Origin of the sequence: Nocardioides jishulii, from assembly GCF_006007965.1 — a bacterium.
Lineage (GTDB): Bacteria > Actinomycetota > Actinomycetes > Propionibacteriales > Nocardioidaceae > Nocardioides > Nocardioides jishulii.
Genome location: NZ_CP040748.1, coordinates 595,506 through 621,945, shown reverse-complemented (window position 1 = coordinate 621,945; position 26,440 = coordinate 595,506). Strand labels below are relative to the sequence as shown.

25 protein-coding genes are annotated in these 26,440 nt (G+C 71.0%); 10 read left to right on the top strand and 15 right to left on the bottom strand.

The window, feature by feature from the left end:
• Positions 1-26: 26 nt before the first annotated feature.
• Entirely contained in the window at positions 27-497 is a 471-nt protein-coding gene (locus FCL41_RS02900) for a pyridoxamine 5'-phosphate oxidase family protein (RefSeq protein ID WP_137067454.1), read from the bottom strand.
• A 107-nt stretch (positions 498-604) separates the two neighbouring features.
• Between FCL41_RS02900 and FCL41_RS02895 the strand changes: the two genes are divergently transcribed.
• Positions 605-1,432 carry an SDR family NAD(P)-dependent oxidoreductase gene (locus FCL41_RS02895; protein ID WP_137067455.1) on the top strand — a complete coding sequence of 276 codons (828 nt, stop codon included), beginning with the start codon at positions 605-607 and terminating at the stop codon, positions 1,430-1,432.
• 53 nt (positions 1,433-1,485) lie between these two features.
• Here the strand turns inward: FCL41_RS02895 and FCL41_RS02890 are convergent, their stop codons facing one another.
• On the bottom strand, positions 1,486-2,868 hold the full coding sequence (locus tag FCL41_RS02890; protein WP_239021743.1) for a threonine/serine exporter family protein: 1,383 nt from the start codon (positions 2,866-2,868) through the stop codon (positions 1,486-1,488).
• 87 nt (positions 2,869-2,955) lie between these two features.
• Between FCL41_RS02890 and FCL41_RS02885 the strand changes: the two genes are divergently transcribed.
• On the top strand, positions 2,956-4,089 hold the full coding sequence (locus FCL41_RS02885; protein WP_137067457.1) for a glutamate--cysteine ligase: 1,134 nt from the start codon (positions 2,956-2,958) through the stop codon (positions 4,087-4,089).
• Positions 4,090-4,102: 13 nt separating this feature from the next.
• Here FCL41_RS02885 and FCL41_RS02880 read toward each other — a convergent pair whose 3' ends face one another.
• Positions 4,103-5,269, bottom strand: coding sequence for a site-specific DNA-methyltransferase (locus FCL41_RS02880; protein WP_137067458.1), 1,167 nt, complete (start codon positions 5,267-5,269; stop codon positions 4,103-4,105).
• Between the two features lie 10 nt (positions 5,270-5,279).
• Complete coding sequence (locus tag FCL41_RS02875) at positions 5,280-5,795, bottom strand: hypothetical protein (RefSeq protein WP_137067459.1); 516 nt, start codon at positions 5,793-5,795, stop codon at positions 5,280-5,282.
• 57 nt (positions 5,796-5,852) lie between these two features.
• Between FCL41_RS02875 and FCL41_RS02870 the strand changes: the two genes are divergently transcribed.
• Positions 5,853-6,428: a mismatch-specific DNA-glycosylase gene (locus FCL41_RS02870; RefSeq protein ID WP_137067460.1), complete on the top strand. Its 576-nt coding sequence runs from the start codon at positions 5,853-5,855 to the stop codon at positions 6,426-6,428.
• Here the strand turns inward: FCL41_RS02870 and FCL41_RS02865 are convergent.
• The 4 genes from FCL41_RS02865 to cysS form a co-directional block, all read right to left on the bottom strand.
• Complete coding sequence (locus tag FCL41_RS02865) at positions 6,422-7,573, bottom strand: calcium-binding protein (protein WP_137067461.1); 1,152 nt, start codon at positions 7,571-7,573, stop codon at positions 6,422-6,424. The genes FCL41_RS02870 and FCL41_RS02865 overlap by 7 nt on opposite strands.
• A 132-nt stretch (positions 7,574-7,705) precedes the next feature.
• The gene (locus FCL41_RS02860) at positions 7,706-9,238 is read right to left on the bottom strand and encodes a metallophosphoesterase (protein WP_239021742.1); all 1,533 of its coding nucleotides are present in this window, start codon (positions 9,236-9,238) and stop codon (positions 7,706-7,708) included.
• Between the two features lie 5 nt (positions 9,239-9,243).
• On the bottom strand, positions 9,244-10,200 hold the full coding sequence (rlmB, locus tag FCL41_RS02855; RefSeq protein WP_137067462.1) for a 23S rRNA (guanosine(2251)-2'-O)-methyltransferase RlmB: 957 nt from the start codon (positions 10,198-10,200) through the stop codon (positions 9,244-9,246).
• Between the two features lie 33 nt (positions 10,201-10,233).
• Positions 10,234-11,661: a cysteine--tRNA ligase gene (cysS, locus tag FCL41_RS02850; protein ID WP_137067463.1), complete on the bottom strand. Its 1,428-nt coding sequence runs from the start codon at positions 11,659-11,661 to the stop codon at positions 10,234-10,236.
• A gap of 115 nt (positions 11,662-11,776) precedes the next feature.
• Here cysS and FCL41_RS02845 point away from each other — a divergent pair, with 115 nt between their 5' ends.
• Positions 11,777-13,018 carry a peptidase C39 family protein gene (locus FCL41_RS02845; RefSeq protein ID WP_137067464.1) on the top strand — a complete coding sequence of 414 codons (1,242 nt, stop codon included), beginning with the start codon at positions 11,777-11,779 and terminating at the stop codon, positions 13,016-13,018.
• 19 nt (positions 13,019-13,037) lie between these two features.
• On the opposite strand, the gene FCL41_RS02840 is transcribed toward FCL41_RS02845, so the two are convergent.
• The 3 genes from FCL41_RS02840 to FCL41_RS02830 form a co-directional block, all read right to left on the bottom strand.
• Positions 13,038-14,507, bottom strand: a complete 1,470-nt coding sequence (locus FCL41_RS02840; RefSeq protein WP_137067465.1) for a right-handed parallel beta-helix repeat-containing protein — start codon at positions 14,505-14,507, stop codon at positions 13,038-13,040.
• Positions 14,508-14,531: 24 nt separating this feature from the next.
• Entirely contained in the window at positions 14,532-17,231 is a 2,700-nt protein-coding gene (locus FCL41_RS02835) for a glycoside hydrolase family 3 C-terminal domain-containing protein (protein ID WP_137067466.1), read from the bottom strand.
• Positions 17,232-17,435: 204 nt separating this feature from the next.
• On the bottom strand, positions 17,436-19,004 hold the full coding sequence (locus tag FCL41_RS02830; RefSeq protein ID WP_137067467.1) for a molybdopterin-dependent oxidoreductase: 1,569 nt from the start codon (positions 19,002-19,004) through the stop codon (positions 17,436-17,438).
• Between the two features lie 122 nt (positions 19,005-19,126).
• Here FCL41_RS02830 and ispF point away from each other — a divergent pair, with 122 nt between their 5' ends.
• Positions 19,127-19,564: a 2-C-methyl-D-erythritol 2,4-cyclodiphosphate synthase gene (ispF, locus tag FCL41_RS02825; RefSeq protein WP_239021900.1), complete on the top strand. Its 438-nt coding sequence runs from the start codon at positions 19,127-19,129 to the stop codon at positions 19,562-19,564.
• On the opposite strand, the gene nirD is transcribed toward ispF, so the two are convergent.
• Positions 19,485-19,922, bottom strand: coding sequence for a nitrite reductase small subunit NirD (nirD, locus tag FCL41_RS02820; protein ID WP_137067469.1), 438 nt, complete (start codon positions 19,920-19,922; stop codon positions 19,485-19,487). The two genes, ispF and nirD, sit on opposite strands and share 80 nt — an antisense overlap.
• Positions 19,923-20,037: 115 nt before the next feature.
• Here nirD and FCL41_RS02815 point away from each other — a divergent pair, with 115 nt between their 5' ends.
• Positions 20,038-20,805, top strand: coding sequence for an IspD/TarI family cytidylyltransferase (locus FCL41_RS02815; RefSeq protein WP_239021741.1), 768 nt, complete (start codon positions 20,038-20,040; stop codon positions 20,803-20,805).
• A gap of 43 nt (positions 20,806-20,848) precedes the next feature.
• Here FCL41_RS02815 and FCL41_RS02810 read toward each other — a convergent pair whose 3' ends face one another.
• Positions 20,849-21,439, bottom strand: a complete 591-nt coding sequence (locus FCL41_RS02810) for a 2-C-methyl-D-erythritol 4-phosphate cytidylyltransferase (protein ID WP_137067470.1) — start codon at positions 21,437-21,439, stop codon at positions 20,849-20,851.
• A gap of 124 nt (positions 21,440-21,563) precedes the next feature.
• Entirely contained in the window at positions 21,564-22,049 is a 486-nt protein-coding gene (locus tag FCL41_RS02805; protein WP_137067471.1) for a CarD family transcriptional regulator, read from the bottom strand.
• Positions 22,050-22,418: 369 nt separating this feature from the next.
• On the opposite strand from FCL41_RS02805, the gene FCL41_RS02800 reads away from it, so the two are divergent.
• Complete coding sequence (locus FCL41_RS02800) at positions 22,419-22,949, top strand: hypothetical protein (RefSeq protein ID WP_137067472.1); 531 nt, start codon at positions 22,419-22,421, stop codon at positions 22,947-22,949.
• Positions 22,949-23,692 carry a phosphoglyceromutase gene (locus FCL41_RS02795; RefSeq protein ID WP_137067473.1) on the top strand — a complete coding sequence of 248 codons (744 nt, stop codon included), beginning with the start codon at positions 22,949-22,951 and terminating at the stop codon, positions 23,690-23,692. The genes FCL41_RS02800 and FCL41_RS02795 overlap by 1 nt, the downstream gene beginning before the upstream one ends.
• Before the next feature lie 75 nt (positions 23,693-23,767).
• On the opposite strand, the gene phoU is transcribed toward FCL41_RS02795, so the two are convergent.
• The gene (gene phoU, locus FCL41_RS02790) at positions 23,768-24,418 is read right to left on the bottom strand and encodes a phosphate signaling complex protein PhoU (protein ID WP_137067474.1); all 651 of its coding nucleotides are present in this window, start codon (positions 24,416-24,418) and stop codon (positions 23,768-23,770) included.
• Positions 24,419-24,539: 121 nt separating this feature from the next.
• Between phoU and FCL41_RS02785 the strand changes: the two genes are divergently transcribed.
• Both FCL41_RS02785 and FCL41_RS02780 read left to right on the top strand, forming a co-directional pair.
• Positions 24,540-25,727 (top strand): sensor histidine kinase, encoded by a 1,188-nt coding sequence (locus FCL41_RS02785; RefSeq protein WP_137067475.1) that lies wholly within the window; start codon positions 24,540-24,542, stop codon positions 25,725-25,727.
• Complete coding sequence (locus FCL41_RS02780; RefSeq protein WP_137067476.1) at positions 25,724-26,401, top strand: response regulator transcription factor; 678 nt, start codon at positions 25,724-25,726, stop codon at positions 26,399-26,401. The genes FCL41_RS02785 and FCL41_RS02780 overlap by 4 nt, the downstream gene beginning before the upstream one ends.
• Positions 26,402-26,440: the final 39 nt, after the last annotated feature.

Genomic DNA, 26,440 nt, shown 5'->3' with positions numbered 1-26,440 from the left:
CGCCGACCCCGAACCGTTGACCGGCTTCACCGGGCGTCGGGGTGGTGCCACTCCGCCAGGCCGACGTCGCCGTGGCCGACGCGCCTGCCGCTCAGGGTCTCGACCTCGAGGCGCAGCAGCATCGGGCGGCGTCCCTCGGCCCACGTGACGTTGGCGGGTTCCGAGGGCATCTCGAGGACGGCGCCGAACTCCTCCAGCACCCGTTCGCACGGGCCGGTCACCACGACGCTCCACCCGGCGCGGTGCTCGGGGTCCAGGGCGTCGACCTCGAAGGCGACCGGTGTGCCGGGGGCGTACGTCGCCAGCTCGGAGTAGGACGTGGTGCGGAACTCGATCACGCCGTCGCGCACGCGGAAGTTGACCGGGACGATGCGTGGGCCGTCCGCCCCCTGGAAGGCCACCCGGCCGACGGCCTGGGTGAGCAGCAGCTCGCGGCACTCCGCACGCGTGAGCTCCACCACCGACCGGGTGCCGTCGTCACTGCCGTTCGTCTGCATCTGCCCATGGTCCCACGTCGCGGTCCCACGTCGCGGTCCCACGTCGCGGTCCCACGTCGCGGCGGAGCCGTCGCCAGCCTCGTCCGGGAGCGCTACTGTCGCGAGGCATGAGGAGTCTGCGCGGCAAGGTCGTCGTCATCACCGGTGCGGGATCGGGCATCGGCCGGGCGCTGGCGCTGCGCTGCGGCCAGTCAGGGGCGCGGCTGGCCCTCGGCGACATCGACGCCGCGGGCCTGGCGGAGACGGCGCTGATGGCGCGGCAGGTCGGCGCGACGGCCGTCCACACCGAGGTCGTCGACGTCGCCGAGGGCGCCGCGGTGGACGCGTGGGCGGACCGGGTGGCCGGCCACTTCGGCGGGGTCGACGCGGTCATCAACAACGCCGGCGTCTCGCTCTCGGGCCCCTTCGTCGACCTCGAGGTCAAGGACATGGAGTGGATCATGGCGATCAACTTCTGGGGTGTGGTGCACGGCTCGAAGGCGTTCCTGCCCCACCTGATCGCCTCCGGCGACGGGCACCTGGTCAACGTCTCCTCGCTCTTCGGGCTCATCTCGATGCCGACGCAGAGCCTCTACAACGCCTCGAAGTACGCCGTGCGCGGACTGAGCGAGTCACTGCGCGAGGAGATGCTGGTCGCCGGTCACCCGGTGCAGGTGACGGTCGTGCACCCCGGCGGGGTCAAGACCGGGATCGCCCGCAACGGGCGTGCGGCGGCGGGCGAGGACCAGGCCGAGCTGGCCCGCAAGTTCGACGAGCAGCTGGCCCGCACCACTCCCGACGAGGCGGCCCGGGTCATCCTGCGCGGGATGCTCGCCGGCAGGCCACGAGTGCTGGTCGGGGCGGACGCCCACGTCGTGCACGCGCTCGCCACGCTCGTGGGAGCCCGCTACCAGGACGTCGCCGCCCGGCTGAGCAAGCGGTTCGACGCGCGGTGACACTCGCGGGCTGACACCGCGGGCTGACACTCACGGGCCGAGGCTCACACGCCTCAGGTCTCGGCCTCGGTACGCGGCCCCTTGCGGCGCCGCCGCTCGCGCTCGCTGGCACGGGAGCGGGCGCGGGAGACGCCCACCAGCCGGGGGCCGGCCAGGCGCTGCTCCAGGCGTCTCGCCTCCCTCTTGACGGGTTGCGCGACGAACTCGCCGAGGATGACGCCGGCGGCAAGCGCCAGCGCGACCGAGGCGGCCGTGACCATCGCCAGCAGGCCGAGCGAGGTCGACGGCCCGCCGTCGAGGAGCAGCGACAGTCCGCGGTAGATCGTGAGGCCCGGCAGCAGCGGGACGATCGCCGGGACGACGACGACCAGCGGAGGGATCCGCACCCGTCCGGCGACCGAGTAGCTGACGACACCGATGACGAAGGCGGCCACCGCGGCGGCCGACGGGCGGTCCAGCCCGGCCTGCACCATGAGGCGGTAGATGGCCGACGCCGCACCGCCGACCAGGGCGATGGGGACCAGGGCCCGACGGGGGGCGTACACGGAGAACGCGAACGCAGCCGAGCAGAGCGCCGACCCGATGACGAGCACCCCGAGGCCCTGCCAGCCCGAGCGGCCCGGTTCGTAGGTGCCGATGTCGAGGCCCACCATGGCGCCGAACGAGAGCCCGCCACTCACCCCGGCGACGATGCCGACGGTGGCCATGATCGCCTCGGTGATGCGGGCGGTGCCCGTGAGGTAGAACCCCGAGAGGGCGTCCTGGAGGGCACCCATGAACCCGACCCCGGCGAGCATCATGACGATGTTGGCGGTGACGACCAGGGAGGGGTCGACGTCGAGCGGGGTGGCGGCCACCGCCACCGCCATCAGGCTGGCGATGATGCCGCCGACCACCTGGAGGTAGAAGAACGGGAGCCGCTGGCGAGCCAGGACCAGCTGGGCACGGTCGATGGCCATCGCCGCCACGAAGGCGATGAGGACCACCCACACGTTGCCGCCGAGGAAGAGGCCGACCGAGGCGCAGGTGACGCCGGTGGCGACGGTGACCATCCAGCGTGGGACCGGAGGCGCGACCGAGACGATCGTGGCCATCCGCGTCCGGGCCAGGTAGAGGTCGAGCTCGCCGGCGAGCAGGTCGCGCACGAGGTGGTCGACGTTGGTCAGGTCGTCGTAGTCGATGGTCCGTTGGGGGACCTGCCGGATCATCACCAGCGTGGGCTCGGAGGGGTCGTACGTGTAGCTCATCGAGACCTGGGTGAAGGTGACGTCGATGTCACTGTGCCGACGCAGCCCGAGGTGCTGGGCGACCGCCCTCATCGTCGTGGTCACGTCCGCGGCGCCTGCGCCGTTGGAGAGCAGCATCTCCCCGATGCGCAGGCACAGGTCGATCGCGAGGTTGAGTTCCTTCACGTCCACTTCGGCTGACTGAGACACCTGCGCCATGGTGCCACTTGCCGTGCTCGGTGTGGAGAGGGGTCACCGTGCTGGGTCGAGTGCCCGCACCGGCCCTAAGGTGGTCCGGTGCGCATCGACTTCACCCCGTCCCCCCGCCCGACCCTGGGCGTGGAGTGGGAGCTCGCCCTCGTCGACCGCACCTCCCGCGACCTGGCCAACTGCGCGCGCGAGTTCTTCGCGGCTGCCCAGCCAGAGCTCCCCCACCCGGACCGCCTGCACCGAGAGCTGCTGCGCAACACCGTCGAGGTCGTGACCGGCATCTGCGACACCGTCGACGAGGCGGCCGACGACCTGCGTACGTCGTTGCGCGCCCTGCTGCCGGTCGCCGACTCCCTGGGCCTCGACCTCTACGGCGGGGGTGCGCACCCCTTCGCCGACTGGACCGCGCAGGAGCTCACCCGCGGGCACCGCTACGCCGAGCTCATCAACCGCACCCAGTACTGGGGCCGGCAGATGCTCATCTGGGGCGTGCACGTGCACGTCGGCCTCCCCGAGGGCAAGCGCGTGATGGGCGTCCTCAACGGTCTGCTCAACCACTACCCGCACCTGCTCGCCCTCTCCGCCTCCTCCCCCATCTGGGGCGGCACCGACACCGGCTACGCGTCCAACCGCGCGCTGATGTTCCAGCAGCTGCCCACGGCGGGGCTGCCCTTCCAGTTCGAGACCTGGGAGCAGTTCGAGTCGTTCGCCGACGACCAGCTCACCACCGGCGTCATCGACGACCTCAACGAGATCCGCTGGGACATCCGCCCCGCGCCCCACCTCGGCACCGTCGAGACCCGGGTCTGCGACGGGGTCTCGACCGTCGAGGAGCTCGCAGCGATCGCCGCCCTCGTGCAGTGCCTGGTCGTCGACCTCGACACCCGCCTGGCAGCCGGCGAGGAGGTGGGCACCATGCAGCCGTGGCACGTCCAGGAGAACAAGTGGCGGGCCGCGCGCTACGGCCTCGACGCCATCGTCATCCTCGACTCCGACAGCCGGGAGCGCCTCGTCACCGACGACCTCATGGACACGCTCGAGCGACTGGAGCCGGTCGCGGCGCGACTCGACTGCACCGACGCGCTGCGCAGCGTCGAGGAGATCGTCCGCTCGGGCGCCAGCTACCAGCGCCAGCGCCGGGTCGCGGAGTCGAACGGGGGCGACCTCGTCGCCGTGGTCGGCTCGGTGGTCGACGAGCTGCGCGAGTCACTGAGTCGCTGAGTCGCTGACGGGCTCAGCGCTCCTCGAGACCGCCGCCGACCTGCTCGGCCACGGCCCGCAGCCGGGCCCGGGTGATGTCCGCGACGGTGGCCAGTCCGGCGAGGGCGGCGTTGGAGCCCGGGCGTACGGGTTCGGCGACGTTGATCGAGACGCAGCTCCGCGAGCCACCGTCCTCCACGTTGAGCAGCGCCACCGCGTGTCCGGTGGTCCCGCTGCCGGCGAACGGGTCGAGCACCCGTGCGTCCGACGGCATGGTCCGCAGGATGCGCCGCGCCAGCCCGGTCGGCTTGGGTGACTCGAAGACGTGGCCGACGACGCTCTTCAGCTCCGCGACCGCGGTGTCGGTCGAGCCGACCTCCTCGGCGAGCCAGATGGTCCGCAGCTTCTTGCGGCGCCCACCGGGCGCCTCCAGCCAGTCGCGCTGGAAGACGTCGACGCGTGGCCCTCGCTTCCCACGGATCTCCCGGCAGGCCAGGTCGTCGGGGCGCGCGTCGACCAGCGGTCGCGACCACCGCCACACCGCCGGCCGTCCGTCGCCGAAGACGGGGACGATCTCGTGGGCCCCCGCGAAGGGCGCGGTGGCGACCCGTCCGCTGACCGGGTCGCCCCAGAGCGGGAAGTGCATCGTGGGCGTGGTCACCGGGTTGAACTTCTTGTTGGTGTTGCGCAGCGGCAGGTACCGGAACGCGCGCCCGTCGTCGGTGGCGTGCGGGAAGTCGTCCGGGTCGACCGTGTCGGTCGTACGTGCGTCGAGCACGCACTCGCGGGCGTTCCGGGCATAGACGAGCAGGTACTCGTGGTTGGTCGCGAAGCCGGCCCCGAGCTGGCGCCCCTTGGCGTTGAGGTTGACGACGACCTGGGCGAGGAAGTTCTGCTCGCCGAAGACCTCGTCCATCAGCAGCCGCAGCCGGGCCTGCTCGTTGTCGTCGATGCTCAGGAAGACCGCTCCGGAGGGGGCCAGCAGGTCGCGCATCGCCTCGAGCCGGGGCCGCATGAAGTCGACCCACGCCGCGTGCCGCCCGGCCCGCCCGCCGTCGGGGCCGCGGAAGTCGTCGGCGTACGAGAAGAGCGAGCCGGTGTTGTAGGGAGGGTCGCTGCACACGACGTCGAAGGAGCCCGGCTCCCACCCCGTCATCACCGCGAGGTTGTCACCCTCGACGAACGTGTTCCAGACGCCCATGTCGGCCCCGTCAGTTGACGGAGACCAGGGCGAGCCAGGTCATCGGCGCCACGCACTGGGATTCCTGCTTGGGCGGACTCACCCGCACCTCGAGCTCACCGCCGGTGCGCACGACGGAGTACGACTCCGGCTCGTCGCAGCCGACCCAGAGGACCGTGCCGTGGAGCTCGTCGTCCTGTCGCTCGACCTCCTCCTGGACCTCCTGCACGAGGGGCGCCGGGGCGTTGAGCGGCTGCAGCCACGCGCTCACGTCGTCGGAGGTGCTCAGCGGCTCCAGCTTCCCGGTCTCGTCGGCCCGGATCCTGGTGTCGGTGAAGGTGGCGACCTCGGTGAAGGTGACCGGACCGTCGGTGGTCGGCGTGGTGGTCGGCGTCGGCGTGGCGCTCGGCCTCGCCGCCGGCCCGTCGTCGGTCTCGCTCCCGCAGGCAGCGAGCGCAGGACCGAGCGCAAGGGCGGCCACCAGGAGGGTGGCGAGGCGGGTCGCGCGCTCGGGGCGGCGCGTCGGTCGGGTCTGCGTCGTGGTCATGGTGGTCTGACGATAGCCGTCCGACGCCGGTTCCCCGAGGGTCACTACGCTCACGCCATGGCCCGATTCACCCGCGCCGAGCTGGAGTCCTACCGCGACACCGAGGTGCCCGACCTCCTGGGCGACGACGTACGCCTGCTCTTCGTGGGCATCAACCCGGGGTTGTGGACCGCCGCCACGCAGACGCACTTCGCCCACCCGGTCAACCGCTTCTACCCGGCGCTGCAGCTGGCCGGCATCGTCGACCGGCGCATCGACCCCTCCGCCGGCATGACGCCGGAGGACCGCGACGCGCTGCGGGCCCGCGGCATCGGCATCACCAACCTCGTACGACGCGCGACCGCACGCGCGGACGAGCTCACCCGCGACGAGCTGCGCGAGGGCGGCAAGGCCCTCACCGGCCTCGTGGAGCGGGTGCGCCCGAAGGTCGTCGCGGTCGCCGGGATCACGGCCTACCGCCAGGCGTTCGGACGGCCCAAGGCCGTCACCGGCCCCCAGCCCGAACCTCTGGGCGACGCCGAGCTCTGGGTGGTGCCGAACCCGTCCGGGCTCAACGCCCACCACACGGTGGCCAGCCTGGCCGAGGAGTACGCGGCTGCGGCTCGCGCCGCAGGGCTCCTGCCCGCTCAGTAGGGCCAGTCGCTCGGGGCGGCCGAGAGCGGGATCACCATGACGACCTCGCAGTCGATCGTCCCGCCGTAGAGCTGGATGCCGTCCTTGGGGTCACGGGAGCCCACGAAGTAGACCCGGTCGTAGCCCTCGTTGCAGTGGATGCGGTCGGGGTCGCCGTCGTTGTGGACGTAGATGACGTCGTCGCCCTCCTCACCGTAGACCTGGTCACGACCCGGACCCATGTAGAAGGTGTCGTCACCTTCGTCGCCGGTGATGTTGTCGTCGTCGCCGGGGCCGTCGACCAGGAGGTCGTTGCCCATGTCACCGTCGAGCTCGTCGTCGCCGGGGCCGCCGTAGACCTGGTCGTGGCCGGCGCCACCGGAGACGTGGTCGTTGCCGTTGTCGCCGTAGACGCGGTCGTTGCCCTCGCTCCCGTAGAGGCCGCCCGGCTCGTCGGGCTTGCCGGCGCGACGACGGTTGTCGTCGCCGTCGCCTCCGAGGATCAGGTCGTCACCGGCGCCACCGAAGATGATGTCCCTGCCGGCGTCCCCGTGCAGCTCGTCCGCGCCGGCGTCTCCGTAGAGGTCGTCGTTGCCGTCGTCACCGTGGGCGAGGTCGTCGCCGACACCCAGGTAGAAGGTGTCGTTGTCCGCGCCGCCGTAGGCCGTGTCGTTGCCGGCGCCGCCGAGGATGAAGTCGTTGCCTCCCTGGCCGAAGATGACGTCGTCGCCCTCGTTCCCGGTCAGGCCCCGGATGCCGCCGAACCGGATGTTGTCGTCGCCGGGCCCTCCGTAGATCCTGTCCTGGCCCGGGCCACCGTGCAGGGCGTCGCGCCCCGAACCACCCCAGAGCTGGTCGGCACCACCCTGGCCCAGGACCAGGTCGTTGCCGGCGTCACCGTAGCCACGGTCGGCGCCGTCGCCGAGGTGGAGGCGGTCATTGCCGCGACCGCCCCAGACCGAGTCGTTCCCGGCGCCGGCGAAGACGAGGTCACGTCCGCCGAGGACGCTGACGCGGTCGTTGCCGCCGAAGGCGCGGACCTCGTTGGCCTTGTTGTTGCCACGGATCACGTCATCGCCGTTGGTCGCCTTGCGCATCGCGTAGGACGGACCGGCATGGAACACCGTCATCGAGGCGATGACGAGGAGGAGAAGAATGCGTCGCATGGGGGGTGCCTCCCGACAGGGCTGCGAGTGCAGGGACAAGGGCTAGTCTCCCCAATTTTGGGGACCCGTATCCCACTTCAGGAAAGAAATGTGGGCCACTCGCCAGACGACGGCAGCAACGGGCCGCCGGAGTCAGACTCCTTGCGGGAGGGCGAGCCGGTCGTACGGCTCGACCCGGAACCGCCCGTCGGTGAGCAGCGTGACGAGCTGGATCCCTGCCGGCCGCCCCGCTCCGTCGTAGGTCACCAGGGTGAGGCTCGCGTCGCGTCGCGGCTTGCTGCCCACGGCAATGGCGTACGCCGCACCACCCGTCGTGCCGTTCGTGTACGAGTAGCCCAGCTGGCCGGCCTCCCCATCGAAGGGCGTCGGTCCCGACGGCACGTGCGTGTGCCCTCCGAGCACCAGGTCGGCGCAGCCCCGCTCGAGCGCCACCTCGCCCAGGTTGGCGTCGTGGACGAGGATCGTGTTGACCCGCTCCCCCGCCTCCTGGGACTCGCAGGCGACGTCGGCCACCTTCTCGGCGGCCTCGCCGAAGGAGATGCCCTTCTCGTCGCGCCAGCTCCCGAGGCCGCTGCTGCGCGGGTCGGGGAAGCCCAGCAGGGTCCCGCCGCCGGGCCCCTCGACGACCTCGCCGTCGAGCTTCTCCCAGCCCTTGTCGGCGAGGTAGTCGCCCACGAAGGAGCCGTGGTCATGGTTGCCCGTGACGAACCAGCGGTCCATGCCACGGAACGTCTTGTCCAGCGAGTCGAGGGAGAACGCCTCCCATGCCTTGCCGGTGGAGGTGTCGTCGCCGCCCCCGAAGACGCCGGTGGCGCCCGCACGGTCGGCGACCGCCCGGGCCACCCGGTCCATGCCGACGTTGTCGTGGCGGTCGGAGACCAGGAGCACCACGGTCTCGTCGTCGCGCGGCTCACGCAGGTCGAGGTCGGCGGCCGACTCGACGGCGGCGTCGTAGAAGTCCTGAGACTTGGCGTAGGTGTCGAGCGCGCTCCCGATGAGGCGCTGCGTACCGGCGGCGGTGCTGTCGGCACTCAGCTCGATGCCCTTCGCCTGCTCGGGCACCGGGATCCCTTCACCGAGGAACTCCTGCACCGACATCCACGAGCGACTCCGCGCGACCTCCGGCTCCTCGCTGCGCCACGGCTGCCACAGCGCGACGACCGCGGCGACGACCAGGGCGACGGCGAGCAGCGGGCGGGGCCGCAGCCTCCGCAGCTCCTCCCACACGTCACGACGCCCCGCCGGTCCCAGCAGCAGGTAGAGGATGACCGGCAGGGAACCCGCGGCGATCCCGCGCAGGGCGGACGCCAGCGCCAGCTCGACCATCGCGTCACGGACCGTCGCGACCTGGGGCTCGACGTTGGAGGCGATGAGGGCGTAACGGGCGAAGAGCTCCTCGGTCGACTCGGCCTCGGTCTTGCCCAGCACGATCGTCACGCCGAGGCGTCCGGGCAGGTCGAAGCGGACGTCGGGCAGCACCGGACCGGTCTCGAAGACCGCGTGGCTGCTCAGCGTGGGGCTCACCACGGCGTCGTGGCCGGCCACCGGGACCGTGCGGCTGGAGTTGAGGAAGAGCACCGACCCGACGACCAGGGCCGTGACCAGCCACACGGTGAGCAGCACCGCCCACCGCACCACGCGGGGCCTCGAGGGACGGACGAGCACGAACCTCAGCCGCGGGCCTGCGAGATGGCGTACAGCGTCACCGAGGCGGCGACACCGGCGTTGAGCGACTCCAGGTCGTTGACCATCGGGATCGAGACGATCTGGTCGCAGGTCTCGGTCACCAGTCGCGAGAGGCCCTTGCCCTCCGAGCCCACCACCACGACCAGTGGCCCGGTGGCCAGGCCGTCGGGGGAGCAGAGCTCGGGCAGCGTGACGTCGCCCTCGGCGTCCAGACCGACCACCATGCAGCCCGCGGCCTTGTAGGCCTTGAGCTGGCGGACGAGGTTGACCGTCTGGGCGACCGGGATGCGGGCAGCGGCACCGGCCGACGTCTTCCACGCCGAGGCGGTCATGCCAGCGGCACGACGTTCCGGGATGAGGACGCCGTGGGCGCCGAAGCCTGCGGCGGAGCGGATCACGGCACCGAGGTTGCGCGGGTCGGTGATCGAGTCGAGGGCCACGACCAGCGGCACCTCGTCGTTGGCGGTGGCGCGCTCGAGCAGGTCGTCGGCGTGGGCGTACTCGTACGCCGGCAGCCGCGCCGCGAGGCCCTGGTGCACGGCGCCGCCGGTCATCCGGTCCATCTCGCCGCGGGTGACCTCGAGCATGGTGAGCCCCTGCTCGGCAGCCAGCTTGAAGGCCTCCCGCAGGCGGCCGTCGCGCTCGGCGCCCTCGGCCACGTAGATCGCGGTCACCGGGATCGCGGCGCGCAGCACCTCGACGACGGAGTTGCGTCCGGCGGCCCACTCGGCCTCGGTGGTCTTGGGAGCGCGGCGGGGCTTGGTCGCCGCCACCTTCTCCTGCTTCTGCTTGATCTTGTACTGCTTGTGGTACGGGCGCTCGGAGGCCTTGGGCGTGGGGCCCTTGCCCTCCAGCGAACGGCGCACGTGACCGCCGGTGCCGACGCTCGCGCCCTTCTTCTGCTTGCGGATCGCGCCCTTGCGGTTGGAGTTGCCTGCCATGGAGTCCTCGTTCGATTCGGGAGGTTCAGTGCGTCAGGACTGCCCCAGCGACCAACGCGGTCCCTGCGGGGTGTCCTCGATCTCGATGCCAGCCGCCTTGATCCGGTCGCGGATCGCGTCGGCGGCGGCGAAGTCCTTGTCGGCCCGGGCCTGCTGGCGCTGCTCGAGCAGGCCGGCGACCAGGGCGTCGACCGCCTCGGTGAGACGGTCGGTGTCGCCGCCGGTGCCCTGCGCCCACGCCTCGTCGGCGGGGTGGAGGCCGAAGACGTCGAGCATCGCCAGCACCTCCTTGGCCGCGCGCTGCGCCGACGCAGCGTCGGCGTCAGCGAGCGCCTTGTTGCCGGCCCGGACGGTGTCGTGGATGACCGCGACGGCCGCCGGGGTGCCGAGGTCGTCGTTCATCGCGGCGACGAAGGCGTCCGGGAGGTCGGCGAGCGTGGCGCCGGGGCCTGCGTCCTCGACCTCACCGACGCGCTCGAGGAACGACTCGATGCGGCCGAAGCCGGTGACGGCCTCGTCCAGCGCCTCGAAGGAGAACTCGACGTGGCTGCGGTAGTGGGCCTGCACCAGGTAGTAGCGCAGCTCGATCCCGCGGTACTTCTTCAGGACCGCCGGAATCGTGAGCGAGTTGCCGAGCGACTTGCTCATCTTCTCGCCGGCCGTGGTGATCCAGGCGTTGTGCATCCAGTAGGAGGCGAAGGCCTGCCCCGCCGCGCGCGACTGGGCCTGCTCGTTCTCGTGGTGCGGGAAGCGCAGGTCCATGCCGCCGCCGTGGATGTCGAAGGCGTCGCCGAGGTACTTCGCCGCCATCGCCGAGCACTCGATGTGCCAGCCGGGACGCCCACGTCCCCAGGGCGAGGGCCACGACGCCGTACGCGGCTCCGACTGCGACTTCCAGCCCTTCCACAGGGCGAAGTCGCGCGGGTCGCGCTTGCCGCGGGGGTCGGCGTCGGGGGCCGCCTCCATGTCCTCGACCTTCTGACGGGTCAGCGCGCCGTAGTCGGCGAAGGACCGCACGTCGAAGTAGACGTCGCCCGAGCCGTCGGCGGCCGGGTAGGCGTGGCCACGCTCGATCAGCGTCTCGATGAGCTCGACCATCTCGGGCACGTGGCCGGTCGCGGCCGGCTCGTAGGTCGGCGGCGCGACGTTGAGCGAGGCGTACGCCCGGGTCAGCTCGCGATGCATCGTGTAGGCGAGGTTGTACCAGGGGCGTCCCTGCTCGGCCGCCTTGGCGAGGATCTTGTCGTCGATGTCGGTGGTGTTGCGGATGAACGTGACGTCGTAGCCGAGCACGCGCAGCCAGCGCTGCAGGACGTCGAAGTTCACCCCGGAGCGCACGTGGCCCACGTGGGGCTCGCTCTGGACGGTGAGGCCACAGACGTACAGACCGACCTTGCCCTCGACGAGGGGGACGAAGTCACGGACCTCTCGGGTCGCGGTGTCGTAGATGCGCAGGCTCACGCACGCGAGTCTAGAGGGGCCCCGGGCCGCTGCACGCATCGTCGCGCAGGCGTACGACCGTGGCCCGCCCCGCAATCGTGTGACTCCTGTGGCGCCTGTGACTTATGGTCGTGAGGTGCGTCCTCTGCTGCGAACCCCCCGGAAGTCCCTTGCCGCGTTGCTGGCCTGCGCCCTCGGCGCCACGTTGGCCATCTCCAGCGCCACCGGCCCGAGCGCGACGGCGGCGGCGAAGAAGAACGCGACCACCCAGGTGCGTCACACCTCCTTCGACCTGGCGTCCGACTTCGCGAAGGGCAGCCGCTCGGGTGCGGTGATCTCCGGCGACGCCGTGCGCCTGCGCCACCCCAAGGCTCGACGCACGGTCGCCGGCAAGACGTACGACGTCGGCACCTGGACCTCGCCGTGGGTGGACGAGAAGTTCGCCTTCACCGAGCTCATCCCGTCGTGGCAGGCCAGGACGCCCGGTCGCAGCCTCGTCGAGGTGCAGGTGCGCCTGCGCACGAGGGCCGGTTCCCGCACCACCACCGGCAGCTGGGACACCGTGGCCCGCTGGACCAAGGACAACACCTTCTTCAAGCGCACCAGCCTCGGCGCGCAGCCCGACGACCTCGCCCGGGTGTCCGTCGACACCGTGAGGACCACCTCCAGCGCCGGTGCCACCGGGTGGCAGGTGAAGGTCGTGCTGATGCGGCGCAAGGGCGCCCCGGCCCGCCCGCAGGTCACCCGGGTCGGCGCCATGACCAGCAAGGTCGTCGCCCGCACCTCCACGTCGGTGCCGGGCAAGGTCGCCGGCACCGTGCTGGACGTGCCGCGCTACTCGCAGATGACCCACCGCGGCCACCACCCCGAGTGGGGCAACGGCGGCGAGGCGTGGTGCTCCCCCACCTCCACCGCGATGGTGCTGGAGTACTACCAGGCCAACCCGGCCGCCGGCCACGCCTTCAAGGGGAGCGGCCACGCCGACGGCATCGTCGACTGGACCGCACGACAGACCTACGACCACGGCTACCGCGGCACCGGCAACTGGGCCTTCAACACCGCCCACGCCGGCAGCCACCTGCGCCGCACCTTCGTCACCCGCCTCGCCGACCTGCGCGCGGCGGAGTCGCACATCAAGGCCGGCACGCCCCTCATCGTCTCGGTCGCGTTCGCCAAGGGTGGCCTGCGCGGCGCCCCCATCTCCTCGACGGCGGGCCACCTGATGGTCCTGGTCGGCTTCACCGCCAAGGGCGACGTGGTGGTCAACGACCCGGCCGCGAGCACCAACGCAGGCGTACGCCGGACCTACGACCGTGCGCAGTTCGAGAAGGCCTGGCTGACGAAGTCAGGTGGCCTCACCTACGTGCTGCAGGACTGAGGCTGGGGGTCGGCGCGGGTCACGGTGGGACGCCGTCGACCTCGGCCCCTTCGGAGACTCGCCACGGCACCCCCTGCACCTCAACGGTGTTGTCCTCCACCGTGATGCCGGTGCCTGCCTCGACGGTGATGCCGTTCGCACGCCCGGTCACCAGGTTGCCTGCGATGAGCACGTCGCTGGCGACGCCGGCGCCGCGCCCCTCCGAGCCGTCGTCCTCGGCCACGAGAATGCCCCAGAAGCCCTCGGTGGCGCCCGAGATCGTGTTGTCACCCACGACCGTGCCGGGCGCATTGCGCAGCTCGATGCCCACGGCCGAGCCGGAGCGCCCGACGACCTCGTTGTCCTCGATGACGGTGTCGGGGGTGCCGAGGATGACGAGCACGCCCTGGTCGTTGCCGACCAGTCGGTTGTCATGGATCCAGTTCCCTTCACCGCTCGCGTCGTGCTCGTTCTTCTCTCCCCCCGGGTTGCCCAGCGCAACGGCGGCGGCATCGACCCCGGTGACCGTGTTGCCCCTGATCTCGTTGAGGTACTCGCCCTCGCCGTGGAGGTCAATGGCGTCCCGGACGCCGCCCTCGACGACGTTGTCGGCGATCAGGTTGTTGTGGGTGGGGAACTGCAGCAGGACGCCGTGGCGCAGGTGCGTGCCGTCGAGGTGGTTGTCCACGACCACGTTGTGCCGCGAGTCGTTTCCGGCGTCGGGATCGCGCTGATCGGACTTGCCCTCGACCACGATGCCGTAGCCCGACCCGCCGGGACCGACGGTGGTGGCGTCGGCGACGCGACAGCCGGTCACGGTGACCTCCCGGCTGGCCTTCACCGTGATGCCGTGGCGCTGGAACAGCTCCACGGACACGTCATCGACGAGCACCCGCCGACTGCCCTCCCCGTCATCCTCACCGATCTGGACCCCGTACATCGGCCCTCCGCCGGGCCCCTTCTCGTCCGGATCGGTGCCGAGGCGGCCCTCGTACTCCGAGGTGACGGTGAGGCCGCGGACCGAGGCGCCCTCGACGCCTTCCCCACGCACCACTGCACTGTCGTCCTCCCCGTCGAACGACGAGCGGAGCACCGTGGCACCGCTGCCCGCGCCGCGCAGGAGCACGCCGTCGGCGAGCAGCAGATTCGCGCTCTCGTCGTCGGGGTCGGCCGATCTCAGGTCGTAGACCCCCGCAGGGAGGACCACCTCGTCCCCCGCCTCCGCCGTGGCCAACGCCTCCCGGATGGCGGGAGCGTCATCCCCGGTGCCAGGCTCCGGATCGGCACCGAGGTTCATGACGTCGAAGGTCCTCCCGGTCGGACCGGTCGGCACAGGGACCTCGACACGTCTCCCGTCGGCGTCGACCAGCCCGGCGGGGGGCACGGCCCGACGACCGATGGCCGTCTCCTCGGGAGTGGACCCCGGGGCCGCAGGATCGTCGCCGGTGCAGGCGGTCAGCGTGACCGCCAGCAGCCAGACGACGATCCCGCACCGTCTCAGGACTGCCATGTCGAGGCTAGACCTCGACGAGGGCTACCTCCGCACCCTGATCACCAGGGTCCTGGTGGCGCGCTCCTTGAGCGCCGTACCGGTGTAGACGAGGCGGAGCCGGTGGGTGCCGGCCGTGAGCCGCTTGATCCGCACGGTCGCACGGCCCTTGCTGTTGAGGGTGGCGCGTCCGACCACGGCGCCGCGATCCCTGATCAGGACCTTGCCGTTGGCTGCCTTCCCGCCCGAGAGGACCCGGAAGCTGATGCGGGCCCGGCTCTTCGTGGTGACCGGCCGCGGGCGCACGGTCGGCTTCAGGATCCGCGACTTCGTCTTGGTCACCTTGCCGATGTCCACCGCCACCGTCTGTCGCAGTGGGAGGCTCTCGGAGGATCCGCCGACGTAGACCCCGAAGTTGCCCTTCGGCGTCGTCCACTCTCCGTCCGCCCACTTCCTGAGGTCGTCAGGGTCCTCAGGCACGAAGTACGAGAGCGGGTGGTTGGAGGCGTTGGCGTCCAGCACCACCGAGACGCGCTTGCTCTCGCCGGGCGCGAGGTTGACCTTCTCGAACCCGACCAGGCGGTTGAAGTTCTCGCGGGCCTCACGGGGCAGCCTCAGGTAGACCTGCGAGGCCTCCTTGCCGGCGACCTTGCCGGTGTTGGTCACGGTGTAGCTGACCCGCAGACCGGTGTCCCGCTGGTTCTTGCGGACCGGGGCCACCGCGAGGTTGCTGTAGCCGAAGGTCGTGTACGACTGCCCGTAGCCGAACGGGAAGAGTGGCTCGGTGCCGGTCGCCTGGTACCAGCGGTAGCCCATCTTCAGCCCCTCGGTGTAGCGGACGACCCGCTGCGGCTCCCCCGGGATGGGGTCGCGCCCGATGCCACCGGGCGACCCGGTGTCCTCCTTGTACCCCGGGTACTGCTCCTGGCTCGCGTACGCGGCCTCCCGGTCGGTCTTCCCCCAGGTCACCGGCAGCTTGCCGGAGAAGTTGTTGACGCCGAACAGCGCCTCGGCCACGACGTTGCCGTCCTCCTCGCCGGGGTACCACGCCTCCACCATGGTGTCGACCTTGTCGATCCACGGCATGTTCACCTGTCCCTGGGTCTTCATCACCGTGACCGTGTTCGGGACGGCGTCGAGGATGGCCGGGGCCAGCTCCTGCTGGTTGGTTCCCCTCACCGTGGGCAGATCCAGGTCAGGAACCTCGTTCGCGGCGCCGGAGGCGTTGCCGCTGGGGTTCTCGTCCTGCCAGTTGCTGTTCTTGTCCCACGTCTCTCGTGCGACGTCGCCGAGCATCATGATGGTCACGTCGGACCTTCGGGCCAGCGCGACGGCGCTGTTGATGTTGCTGCCGTTGTTGTAGGTGACGGTGGCGTCGGACCCGAGCTGTCGCAGGACGTTCTCGAGGCCCTGCTTCGGAGTGACCTCGAACGGCGCGTTGACTGACACGTTGTTGTTCCGGTCACCGCTGCGGGGCGGCAGGGTCGCCTCGCCGGCGAACCACTGGGCGCCGATCAGCGCCACCGAGTCGATCGCCCCGGCGTTGAGCGGCAGGATCCTGCGGTTGTTGCGCAGCAGCACGAGACTGTCCGCCGCCGCATTCTTGGCGACCTGGGCATGGGTGCCGCCCTGGACCATCTCGTCCTCGAGCTGGTCCCAGGTGAACTCCGTGTCCGGGTCGTCGAAGTCGCCGAACTCGAACATCTTGGTGTAGCGCTCGCGCAGCATGTCGTCGATGTCGGCCTCGGTGATCTCGCCGTTCCTGATCGCGGCCTTGACGAGGTCGGGCGCGTACCACTCCGGCGCCTCGTCGACCTCGACGTCGGTGCCGGCGAGGATCGAGGGCACCGTGCTCTGTGCAGCGCGCCGGTCGGAGAAGACGTAGCCGTCGAAGCCCCACTTCTCACGCAGCGTCTTGCGCAGCAGAGCCTTGCTCTCGCAGTTGTAGGTGAAGTTCACCTGCCCGTAGGCGCACATCACCGACGAGACGTCGGCGTCCTTGACGGCCATCTCGAATGGCAGCAGGTAGAGCTCGTTCATCGCCCGTGAGGGGACCCGGATGGCCGCGGTCCACCGCTCGAACTGGAACTCGCTGTCGTTGGCGACGAAGTGCTTGGCCGTCGCCTGGCTCACGCGGCGCTGCTGGATGCCGCGGATGATCTGCGACCCGAGGGCGCCCGTCAGGTACGGGTCCTCGCTGAAGAACTCGTTGTTGCGCCCGCCGTAGGGCGTGCGGATCAAGTTCATGACCGGTCCCCAGAGCACCTGGTGCGCCCACGCCTTGAGCTCGACGTCGAGCACCTGACCCCAGCGCAGGTTCATGCTGCGGTCGAACGTCGCCGCCGAGGAGATCTGGGCGGGCAGCGCGGTCGCGGTCGGCTCCGGCAGGCAGTCGCCACCCCGGATGCCGGTCCCGCCGTTGGCCATCCGGAAGTCGGGGATCTTCAGCGCGGGAATTCCCTCGATGTGGCGGCCGATCAGGGTGAAGTCACAACCGACGCCGTTGTCCTGGTCCCCGTCGTCGAGATCCTCGTTGTAGACGGGGCGGTTGAAGATCTGTTCGAGCTTCTGGTTCAGGGTCATCGCGTCCAGCAGGAGCTCGGTCCGCTGTGCCGCTGGGAGCTCGGTGTTCATCCACGGCAGGTCTTCCTGCGCTGCGGCAGCCTGCTGCGTGCTGACGGCCACCCCGAGCGTCGTGGCCGTCAAGGCGAGTGCGGTGAGCGCACTGACGATTGTCCTCTTCATGAGTAGGCCCGATCCTTGTGTGATGTGGATCACCCAGCATGCGCCTTTCGAAAGGCCTCATCAAGGCGGCCGCGGCGGACCGGACGGCCACTGGGGCGCAGCGCGCCACACCACAGGCGAACCCATAAAAATTCGGGCAAGCAGGGTCGTGGACGGTCAAAAGCGGGGTCGACAAGGCCCCCGAGGGCGAGGCGACACCCGAGGTCAGATCGGGTCCTCGTCGACGGCGGTGAAGCTGACCTCGTGCCAGCCCGACGCCCCGTTGGGCAGCGGGTCACGCTCGACCCCGGTCTGCACCTCACCGGCCCGGTCGACCGCTCGCACGCGGACGACGTGGTCCCCGGCGTCGACCTTGACGTCGGCGGCCCACTGCACCCACGTGCTGTCCGTGCTGGGCGAGGCGATCCGCCCGGGCGTCCAGGCACCCCCGTCGACCGAGACCTGGACCTCGGCGATCCCGATGGTCTGGTGCCAGGCGACGCCGGCCACGGTGACCCGCCCCGACGCGACCTCGGCACCCGGGCGCGGTACGTCGATGCGTGAGGCCAGGCGTACGGGCGCCTGCTCGGCCCACCCCCGGGCCGTCCAGTAGGCCTCCACGTCGGAGAAGCGGGTCACCTCGAGGTCGACCACCCACTTGCAGGCCGACGTGTAGCCGTAGAGCCCCGGCACCAGGGTGCGGGCGGGGAAGCCGTGCTCCAGGGGCAACGGCTCGCCGTTCATGGCGACCGCGATCATCGCTCCCCGGTCGTCGGTCATCGCCTCCAACGGGGTCGAGCAGGTCCAGCCGTCGTCGGAGGTCTGCAGCACCGCGTCCGCCCCGGGCAGCGGTCCTGCCTCACGGAGCAGGTCTCGGGTCATCACGCCGCTCCACCAGGCGTTGCCGATCAGCGACCCGCCCACCTCGTTGGAGACGCAGTTGAGCGTCACCCACGACTCCTGGATGTTGCGGGCGATGAGCTGGTCGAAGCTCAGCTCGATCTCCCGCTCGACCATGCCGTGGATCCGCAGGCGCCACTCGGCCGGGTCGATCGCCGGCACGGCGAGAGCCGTGTGGATCCGGTAGAAGTCATCGTTGGCGGTGCGCCACGGCGTGACGCCCGGGACCCCGATGCGCGCCCGCGCCGGGGTCGTACGCTGCGTCACCCCCGGGATGCGCAGCAGCCGCCGGCGGTCGAGCACCGCAGCCTTGCGACGCTCCAGGAGCTGGGCGGTGACCCCGGAGCACGCACCCAGCAGCCCGACGGCGGCGACGGTGGCGAGAAATCCGCGACGACCGGCCGCCGGGCCGGCTGACGCGACTGAGGGTTCTGAGGGGTCTGACGGGCCTGCCGCGACGGCGGAGTCCCGCCCGAGCACGACCGCGAAGACCTGGAGCGCGACCAGCCAGACCGTCACCCCGACGACGATCGGCAGGACCTCGGCGGCAGCCGTGCCGTTGCGCAGCGCGACGGCCACCATCCCGGTCGCCCCCAGCCCCAGCCACACCAGCACCGAGGCCCAGGTGCGGCGCGGCCACAGCCACCCCGCCAACGCGAAGAGCACGAGCAGAGCGACGACGATGACGCCGACCAGCAACGGCTTGGCCGCCGAGCCCAGCACGTCGATCGCCTGGGAGGCCAGCGGACCGGGCGTGGCCCGGACGACTCCCTCGGCCACCGCGACCAGCGGCGACTCCCGCGCGGAGAGGAGGGAGGCGACCATCTGGCTCGCTGCCACGCCCGTGGCACCGGTGACCACACCGGCCAGTGCCCAGCTTCGCGTCGAGGTCATGGGGGTGATTCTTCCTCAGGCATGATCGTGCCGTGACCCACCACCACGCCGCCGCCCTCCCGCCCCTCCTTCCGCGCGTCGGGATCGGCACCGACGTGCACCGGCTGGTGGAGGGTGAGCCGATGCACCTGGCCGGACTGCACTGGCCCGAGGAGACGATGGGGCTCGAGGGTCACTCCGACGCCGACGTCGCCGCCCACGCTGCGTGCGACGCGCTCTTCTCAGCCGCCGGGCTCGGCGACCTGGGCAGCAACTTCGGCACCTCGGCCCCCGAGTGGGCCGGCGCCGCCGGCAGCGCGCTCCTCGCCGAGACCGCGCGCAGGCTGCGGGCGGCCGGCTTCGAGATCGGCAACGTGGCCGTTCAGGTGATCGGCAACAGGCCGCGGCTGGGGCCGCGTCGCGAGGAGGCGGCCGCCGCCCTCAGCGCCGCCGCCGGAGCCCCGGTCACGGTCACCGCCACCACCACCGACGGCCTGGGGCTCACGGGCCGCGGCGAGGGCGTGGCGGCCATCGCGACAGCTCTGGTCGTGGGGCCGGCGGCTTCCGGCGAGAGCGCCTGACCGGGCGCTCGGCGGGCACGCGCTCCCGGCGCGCCCCCACCTCGACGACTCCTTCCACCACGCGCACGTCGTAGACGGCGACCTGGATGGAGGGGTCCTCACGACACTGCCCGGTCGCCAGGTCGAACGAGTGACGGCTCACCGGGGAGGCGATGAAGTCGAGTCCGCCGCGGCGTCCCAGGATGCCCCGCGCCAGCACGGAGGCCTTGGAGAACGGGTCCTGGTTGGCGATTGCGTAGACGGCGTCCATCGCCGTGCGGAAGATGGCGATCGCCTGCCCGTGCACCAGGGCAGCCACCCCGCGATCGATCTCGATGGCCTCGACGTCGCACACCGCCCGCCAGGTCTCGTCGGTCATCCGTCCCCTTCCGTCAGGACGGCCGAGACTAGGCAGGAGACGTTGCAGGCAGTGTCCACTCATGTTTCAGGAGTGAAAACCGAGCGGCGCCCTCCCCGCGGTTAGCCTTGCCGCCATGAGCAGCCCTGTCACAGCCGACTCGCCCGTGCCCAGCACCGTCGTGGCCAGCGCCGTCGTCATCCTGGCCGCGGGCTCCGGCTCACGGGTCGGCGCGACGGTCGACGGTGCGCCGGTCAACAAGGTGCTGCTGCCTCTCGTCGACGCTCCGGTCCTGGCGCACTCGGTGCGCACCGCCCTGGCGACCCCGGGCGTACGCCGCGTGGTCGTCGTCGCGCGCCCGGGCGAGGAGTCGCTGGTGACCGACGCCCTGGTGCCGCACCTGCCCCCCGACCCGGCGGAGTCGGGCACTCCCGAGGTCGCCCTGGTCACCGGCGGCGCCACCCGTCACGCCTCCGAGCACGCCGCGCTGCGGACGCTCACCCCCTGGGTCGCCGCCGGCGAGATCGAGGTCGTCGCCATCCACGACGGCGCCCGACCGCTCGCGAGCCGCGAGCTCTTCTCAGCCACCATCACGGCCGCCGCCGAGCACGGCGGGGCGATCCCGGTGGCGCCGGCGACCGGGCTGGTCACAGCCGACGCCCGCCCCGCACCGGCCGACCTGGCCGGGGTGCAGACGCCGCAGGCGTTCCGGGCCGGACTGCTCCTGACGGCCTACGACCGCGCCGACCGCGAGGGCTTCGAGGGCACCGACACGGCGAGCTGCGTGGAGCGGTGGGCCGAGGACGTACGCATCGCGGCGGTGCCGTCGACGGCGCGCAACCTCAAGGTCACCTTCCCCGAGGACGTCGCCCTCGCCGACCACCTGCTGCGGCACTCTCGCTGATCGTCAGCGCTGGGTCAACAGGATCAGCGCTGCGCCAACAGGATCAGCGCTGGGTCAGGGCTTCCAGCAGCGCGACGTCGTCGAGGTTCGCCACCCGGCGGGCCTGCACGGGCGCCGGGACGAGCTCGACCGTGAAGTGCTCGCGCAGGGCCGGGACGAGCTGGTCGAAGTGGACGCTGGGCAGGTCCGGCAACGCGGCGACGACGGAGGCGGGCAGGACCACCGGGGAGGCCAGCGCGCGCAGGTCCTCGCGGTCGACGGTCTCCCCCACCGCGCCGTCGGAGACGGTCTTGACCGTGTCGGTGACCGGACGGACCGCCACCACGACGACGTCCTCGGTCGCCGCGCGCAGGACGCAGGCGGCGATGAAGTCGGCCGGGGTCATCGGGCAGAGCGGGTCGTGGAGCACGACCGGCTCGCCGCTCAGGGCGATCTCCTCCCAGGTGGTGCCGGTGTCCACCGGCTGCACCCCCGACTCGCCCAACGCCCAGGCGGCACAGGCCACGAGGGCCTCGCCGTGGATGAGTGCGTACGGCAGGGACCCACGCTCCTCGTCGAGGAGCAGGCCCAAGGGCTGCAGGTCCTCGAGGTCGACGGGCGCGTGGAAGTTCTGGTCCTGGGAGTTCTCGTTCATCGCGGCTCCACCGTATGCCTGCCTCTCGTAGCGCCCTGCACCCGTGGGTGACCCTCGAGCGCCGTCGAGGCCCCCGCGTGGTCCGCGGAGGCCTCGACGATCGCACTGACGCAGGTCGAACGGGTCAGGAGGCGAGCACCTCTTCGAGGATGGCCTCGGCCTTGTCCTCGTTGGTCTTCTCGGCCAGCGCCAGCTCGGAGACCAGGATCTGGCGAGCCTTCGCCAGCATCCGCTTCTCGCCGGCCGAGAGCCCGCGGTCACGCTCACGGCGCCAGAGGTCACGCACGACCTCGGAGCACTTCATGACGTCGCCGCTGTGCAGCTTCTCCAAGTTGGCCTTGTAGCGACGCGACCAGTTCGTGGGCTCCTCCACCTGGGAGGCCCGCAGGATGTCGAAGACACGGTCCAGGCCCGCCTGGTCGACGACGTCGCGCACGCCGACGAGGTCGAGGTTGTTGGACGGGACACGGACCACCAGGTCCTGCTGCGCCACGATCCTCAGGACGAGGTACTGCCGGTCTTCCCCCTTGATCGTCCGCACCTCGATGTCCTCGATGACTGCAGCCCCATGGTTCGGGTAGACGACCGTTTCGCCGACGGTGTAAGTCATGTATTCAGTTCCCCTTTCCGGCCCGAAGTGTAACACGTCACATCACTCCGGGAAATGACGTTTTCGCAGGTCAGGGGCACATTGGCTCCCAAATCTCCTCTTGACAGAGGTATGGGAATGTGCCCTGACGCCTCGCCGGCAGCGCCGCAGGGTGTCGTCGCGGCCACCGAGTCACTGCTGGTGCCACCTCACCTGTCACACCGAGTGACACGAGGGGTGACGCAGTCCGCCCAGTGGTGAATACCCATGCAGGGTCCTTCACAAACCCACGGGCCCCGTCGCGCGGACGGGGCAGGCAGCGCAGGGCGCGATGCACGGCAAACTGGCCCGGGAGGCGCGACGGGCCGCCCATTCGCTACGCTGTGGGCCATGCAGAAGCCCTCTCGCCGTACGACTGCGCTCGCCTCCATCGCACTCGTCCTCGCGCCCGTGCTCTCCTCGTGTGGCTTCGACCTCGCCACCGACCGCGACTACACGCCGGGGGTCGGAGCCAACAACCGCGAGGCCACGATCGACGTGCTCGGGGGCGTGGTCGTCGCCGCCGGTCCCGACCGCGGCGTCTTCGTCGCGTCGTTCTCCAACAACTCCAAGGACGAGAGCCTCTCCGTCACCGGCGCCTCCGCCAGCGACGACCTCGAGGTCGCCGAGTTCAAGGAGATCGAGCTGCAGCCGCTGGGCTTCTACAACCTGGCCGACGGCGCCACCCCCATCCGCGTGAGCGGTGGCTTGGAGGCGGGCGACTTCGTGGAGGTCACCGTGGAGTTCTCCAACGGCGAGTCCTCCGCCCTCGAGGTGCCGGTCGTGGACAACTGCGGTCCCTACGCCCGGATCAACGGCCTCCCGAACGGCGACGAGCGCTGCAAGACGGGCAACGACCAGGAGCACGAGGGCGGTCACTGATGTCCTACACACTTGTCCTGCTCCGCCACGGCGAGAGCGAGTGGAACGCCAAGAACCTCTTCACCGGCTGGGTCGACGTGGCCCTCACCGAGAAGGGTCGCGCCGAGGCCGTGCGCGGCGGCGAGCTGCTCAAGGAGGCCGACCTCCTTCCCGACATCGTGCACACCTCGCTGCAGCGTCGCGCCATCAACACGGCCGCGATCGCCCTCGACGCGTGCGACCGCCACTGGATCCCGGTGAAGCGCAGCTGGCGCCTCAACGAGCGCCACTACGGCGCCCTCCAGGGCAAGGACAAGAAGCAGACCCTGGCCGAGTTCGGCGAGGAGCAGTTCATGACGTGGCGTCGCTCCTTCGACGTCCCGCCGCCGCCGCTGGCCGACGACGACGAGTTCTCCCAGGTCGGTGACCCCCGCTACGCCGACCTCGGCGACGAGCTCCCCCGCACCGAGTGCCTCAAGGACGTCATCGCGCGCCTCCTGCCCTACTACGACGGCGAGATCGTGCCCGACCTGAAGTCGGGCAGGACCGTGCTCATCGCGGCCCACGGCAACTCGCTGCGCGCCATCGTCAAGCACCTCGACGGCATCAGCGACGACGACATCGCCGGCCTCAACATCCCCACCGGGATGCCGCTGGTCTACCGCCTCGACGAGGACCTCAAGCCCCTCGTCCGCGGTGGCGAGTACCTCGACCCCGAGGCCGCGGCAGCCGCTGCCGCCGCCGTTGCGAACCAGGGTCGCTGACCCCACGCAGCTCGACGACCCGGGGGCCGTACGCACGTGCGTACGGCCCCCGGGTCTTTTCCGGCGCAGGCGGCCTCAGTGGGCGACGGCAGCCTCACCGGTGACGACGAAGACGATGCGGTTGGCGACGGAGAGCGCGTGGTCGGCGATCCGCTCGTAGTAGCGGCCGAGCAGCGCGAGGTCCACGGCCGCCTCGACGCCGTGGGGCCAGTCGTCCCCGAGCATGGCGGTGAAGAGCGAGCGGCGCAGCCGGTCCATCTCCTCCTCCTGCGCGTGCAGCTCCTCGGGGCCAGCGGAGTCGCGGTCGGCGATGATGCGGACGACCTTGTCGACCATGTACTCGGCGATCTGTGCCATCCGGGCGACCGTCGGGCGTACGTCGACCGGGACGGCCACCTCCGGCACCCGCAGCCGCGCGATCTTGGCGACGTGGACCGACAGGTCCCCCATCCGCTCCAGCTCGCTGACCATCCTCAGCGCCGCGACCACCATCCGCAGGTCGCCGGCCACCGGCGCCTGGAGGGAGAGCAGGGCGAAGGCGTGTTCCTCCACCAGCTCGCGTTGGTGGTCGATCTCGGCGTCGGCGGAGATGACCTGCTCGGCGAGGGCGGCGTCGCCGGTCAGGAGGGCCTGGGTGGCTCGTTCGACCGACACCTTGACCTGGCCGCAGATGGCGGAGAGGTCGGAGTAGACGGTCTCGAGCTCGTCGTGGAATGCCTTGCGCATGTCGGCAGGCTAGCCATCCCAGATGACCTCCCGGCAATCTGGGATGAACGCCCGGTGAACACTGTCTGACCTGCGTCTCCTCGTCCCGCGGCCCCCTGAGGGGCCACGTACGATCACGAGTGTGGACCCCACCCTGCAGGCATCGCTGGCTGCGCTCACCGGCGTCGTCGTCGGCGCAGTCGGCGTCATGGCGTGGCACGTCAGCGACCGGCTCCAGCGCCGCCCTCCCGAGGTGGAGACGCCGGTCCTGCCGGCCGGGGTGGCGACGGTCCTCTCCACCCTGCGCAGCTCCGGCGTCGTGGTCGACGAGCACGACAAGGTGCTCAAGGCCTCCGCGCCGGCGTACGCCCTGGGCCTGGTCCGCGGCAACGAGCTGGTCATCGCCGAGCTCGCCGAGCTCGTCCGCCAGGTGCGCCGTGACGGCCAGATCCGCGAGAGCGAGATGACGCTGGAGCGCGAGCTCGCGCCGCCGATCATGGTCAACGCCCGCGTGGCGCCGCTGGGCTCACGCCTCGTCCTCGCCCTGCTGGAGGACCGCACGCGCGAGTGGCGCGTCGAGGCGGTGCGCCGCGACTTCGTCGCCAACGTCAGCCACGAGCTCAAGACACCCGTCGGTGCGATCAAGATCCTGGCGGAGGCGGTCGAGGACGCTGCCGAGGACCCCGAGGCCGTGCGTCGCTTCGCCAGCCGCATGCGCATCGAGTCCGACCGGCTCACCGAGCTCGTCCAGCAGGTCATCGAGCTCTCCCGCCTCCAGGCCGTCGACCTCGTCGACTCCCGCAGCGAGGTGCGCATCGACCAGGTCGTGGCCGAGGCGGTCGACACCTCGGCCCTCGACGCCAGCCGCCGCAGCATCTCCGTGGTCGTACGCGGTGACACCGGCCTCTCGGTGAGCGGCGACCCGCGCCTGGTCTCGGCAGCCGTCACCAACCTCGTCTCCAACGCGGTGGCCTACTCGGGCGAGAACACCTCCGTCGTGGTGGAGACCAAGGGCCTGGAGCGCACCGTCGAGATCTCGGTGGTCGACCAGGGCATCGGCATCCCCAGCGACGAGATCGAGCGCATCTTCGAGCGGTTCTACCGGGTCGACCCGGCGCGTCACCGTTCGACCGGCGGCACCGGCCTGGGCCTCTCCATCGTCAAGCACGTCGCCGCCACGCACGGCGGGGACGTACGGGTCTGGTCGGTCCCGGGGCAGGGATCCACGTTCACGCTGGTGCTTCCGCGCCACACTCCGCAGACCAGCCACCTCACCACCACCCAAGACACCCGGGCCACCGGGGACCAGCAGGAAGGCACGATCGCATGACGCGCGTACTCGTCGTCGAGGACGAAGAGAGCTACAGCGACGCCCTGGCCTACATGCTCCGCAAGGAGGGTTATGAGGTGGCGATCGCGGCCACCGGCACCGAGGCCCTGGCCGAGTTCGCCCGCAACGGGGCCGACATCGTGCTGCTCGACCTGATGCTGCCGGGCGTGCCGGGCACGGAGGTGTGCCGACAGATCCGGGCCACCTCGAGCGTCCCGGTGATCATGGTGAGCGCCAAGGACGACGAGGTCGACAAGGTGGTCGGGCTCGAGCTTGGCGCGGACGACTACGTCACCAAGCCCTACTCGCCTCGCGAGCTGGTCGCCCGCATCCGGGCCGTGCTGCGCCGCGGGCAGGAGCCCGAGGTGGTGCCGGACACCCTGGAGGCCGGTCCGGTCCGGATGGACGTCGAGCGCCACGTGGTGACCATCAACGGCGAGGCGCAGAGGTTCCCGCTCAAGGAGTTCGAGCTCCTCGAGATGTTCCTGCGCAACCCCGGCCGGGTGCTGACCCGCGGCCAGCTGATCGACCGGGTCTGGGGCTCCGACTACGTCGGCGACACCAAGACCCTCGACGTGCACGTGAAGCGGCTGCGCGCCAAGCTCGAGCCCGACCCGGGCCAGCCGCAGTACCTCGTCACCGTACGAGGGCTGGGCTACAAGCTCGACCTCTGAGGCAGCCAGGCACCGGGGCGACAAATCCGGTTGGCCGGC

Coding starts and splice junctions, on each gene's coding strand:
- FCL41_RS02900 (WP_137067454.1), bottom strand. CDS start 497: ATGCAGACGAACGGCAGTGACGACGGCACCCGGTCGGTGGTGGAGCTC.
- FCL41_RS02895 (WP_137067455.1), top strand. CDS start 605: ATGAGGAGTCTGCGCGGCAAGGTCGTCGTCATCACCGGTGCGGGATCG.
- FCL41_RS02880 (WP_137067458.1), bottom strand. CDS start 5,269: ATGGGCGTCTGGAACACGTTCGTCGAGGGTGACAACCTCGCGGTGATG.
- FCL41_RS02875 (WP_137067459.1), bottom strand. CDS start 5,795: ATGACCACGACGCAGACCCGACCGACGCGCCGCCCCGAGCGCGCGACC.
- FCL41_RS02870 (WP_137067460.1), top strand. CDS start 5,853: ATGGCCCGATTCACCCGCGCCGAGCTGGAGTCCTACCGCGACACCGAG.
- FCL41_RS02865 (WP_137067461.1), bottom strand. CDS start 7,573: ATGCGACGCATTCTTCTCCTCCTCGTCATCGCCTCGATGACGGTGTTC.
- rlmB (WP_137067462.1), bottom strand. CDS start 10,200: ATGGCAGGCAACTCCAACCGCAAGGGCGCGATCCGCAAGCAGAAGAAG.
- FCL41_RS02840 (WP_137067465.1), bottom strand. CDS start 14,507: ATGGCAGTCCTGAGACGGTGCGGGATCGTCGTCTGGCTGCTGGCGGTC.
- FCL41_RS02835 (WP_137067466.1), bottom strand. CDS start 17,231: ATGAAGAGGACAATCGTCAGTGCGCTCACCGCACTCGCCTTGACGGCC.
- FCL41_RS02830 (WP_137067467.1), bottom strand. CDS start 19,004: ATGACCTCGACGCGAAGCTGGGCACTGGCCGGTGTGGTCACCGGTGCC.
- ispF (WP_239021900.1), top strand. CDS start 19,127: ATGCACCTGGCCGGACTGCACTGGCCCGAGGAGACGATGGGGCTCGAG.
- nirD (WP_137067469.1), bottom strand. CDS start 19,922: ATGACCGACGAGACCTGGCGGGCGGTGTGCGACGTCGAGGCCATCGAG.
- FCL41_RS02815 (WP_239021741.1), top strand. CDS start 20,038: ATGAGCAGCCCTGTCACAGCCGACTCGCCCGTGCCCAGCACCGTCGTG.
- FCL41_RS02810 (WP_137067470.1), bottom strand. CDS start 21,439: ATGAACGAGAACTCCCAGGACCAGAACTTCCACGCGCCCGTCGACCTC.
- FCL41_RS02805 (WP_137067471.1), bottom strand. CDS start 22,049: ATGACTTACACCGTCGGCGAAACGGTCGTCTACCCGAACCATGGGGCT.
- FCL41_RS02800 (WP_137067472.1), top strand. CDS start 22,419: ATGCAGAAGCCCTCTCGCCGTACGACTGCGCTCGCCTCCATCGCACTC.
- FCL41_RS02795 (WP_137067473.1), top strand. CDS start 22,949: ATGTCCTACACACTTGTCCTGCTCCGCCACGGCGAGAGCGAGTGGAAC.
- phoU (WP_137067474.1), bottom strand. CDS start 24,418: ATGCGCAAGGCATTCCACGACGAGCTCGAGACCGTCTACTCCGACCTC.
- FCL41_RS02780 (WP_137067476.1), top strand. CDS start 25,724: ATGACGCGCGTACTCGTCGTCGAGGACGAAGAGAGCTACAGCGACGCC.